The organism is Streptomyces sp. NPDC127119 (assembly GCF_042677425.1).
In the GTDB taxonomy this organism is placed as follows: domain Bacteria; phylum Actinomycetota; class Actinomycetes; order Streptomycetales; family Streptomycetaceae; genus Streptomyces.
In genome coordinates this window covers 32,082-33,250 of the sequence record NZ_JBHXTO010000101.1, presented here as the reverse complement: position 1 = coordinate 33,250, position 1,169 = coordinate 32,082, and the positions used below count along the sequence as shown (strand labels likewise).

1 protein-coding gene is annotated in these 1,169 nt (G+C 70.5%); it reads left to right on the top strand.

Translation table 11 applies throughout. The annotated features are described in order from the left end of the window. The first annotated feature begins 212 nt into the window (after window positions 1-212). Window positions 213-1,004 (top strand): S1 family serine peptidase, encoded by a 792-nt coding sequence (locus tag ACFVH5_RS31825; protein WP_385837171.1) that lies wholly within the window; start codon window positions 213-215, stop codon window positions 1,002-1,004. Window positions 1,005-1,169: the final 165 nt, after the last annotated feature.

The following is a 1,169-nucleotide window of genomic DNA, read 5'->3' as shown; positions in this document are numbered from 1 at the left end:
GCGCGGGGAACTGCGCGAGCGGCCCCCACCGGGCCGCCGTCGACACACAACGCCCGGCCCGGGGCCAACGTGACCGAGGGTTATCCCTCGGTCACCGGCCGAGGGAGTTCCCTCATTGGGAACACCCCCGCCCCACTCCTACCGTGGACCCACCCCACAGGCCGTCGCACCACCCCACAGTGCACCCCCCACCGGCACTCCTGAGGAGATCCATGTTCGGGCTCAGCTTCGCCAAGAAGGCCGCCGCCGTCACCGCGGCCGTCGCCGCCGCCGCGACCACCTGTCTTCTCGGCGCGACCACCGCAAGTGCCGCCCCCGCCCCCATCGTCGGCGGCACGACGACCACGGCAGCCGCGTACCCGTACGTCATGCAGATCACCACCGCCTCGCAGAGCCAGTTCTGCGGCGGCACCCTGGTGTCGGCCACGAAGGTCGTCACCGCGGCCCACTGCATGGTCGGGGAGACCCCGAGCGGCATCCGCGTGGTCGGCGGCCGTACCTACCGCAACGGCACCAACGGCACCGTCGCCCAGGTCAGCAAGATATGGATCAACCCCAGCTACACGGACGCGGAGGAGGGTGACGACGTCGCCGTCCTGACCCTGTCGACGTCGATGCCGTACACGCCGATCAGCTACGTCTCCGCCTCCGAGACCAGCCTGTACACGGCGGGCACCACCGCCCGCATCCTCGGCTGGGGCACCACCAGTTCGGGCGGTTCGTCCTCCAACCAGCTGCGCACGGCCACGGTCCCGACCGTGTCCAACTCCACCTGCTCGTCGGCGTACGGCTCCTCGTACATCTCCTCCGACATGGTCTGCGCGGGCTACACCTCCGGCGGTGTGGACACCTGCCAGGGCGACAGTGGCGGCCCGCTCATCATCGGCGGCAAGCTCGCCGGTATCACCTCGTGGGGCTACGGCTGCGCGGACGCCGGCTACCCGGGTGTCTACACCCGTCTGACGACGTTCTCCAGCCTGGTGACCACGCAGGTCAACTCCTAGCCGAGGGATCGGCCCCGAGTACTCCCTGAGGTCAACTCAGGTAGAGCCAGGGGGCGTTGCGGGCCTCCACGAGCGGCCCCCCACCCCCCCAGTGCAATTTGCCCGGCCGTGCAGGGGACCCCCCCGGGAGCCCCCGACCACCGGGCCCCAACCGGTGTGGTAAGA

Bases quoted from the DNA above. Each gene is read 5' to 3' on its own strand.
- ACFVH5_RS31825 (WP_385837171.1), top strand. From the start codon at position 213: ATGTTCGGGCTCAGCTTCGCCAAGAAGGCCGCCGCCGTCACCGCGGCC.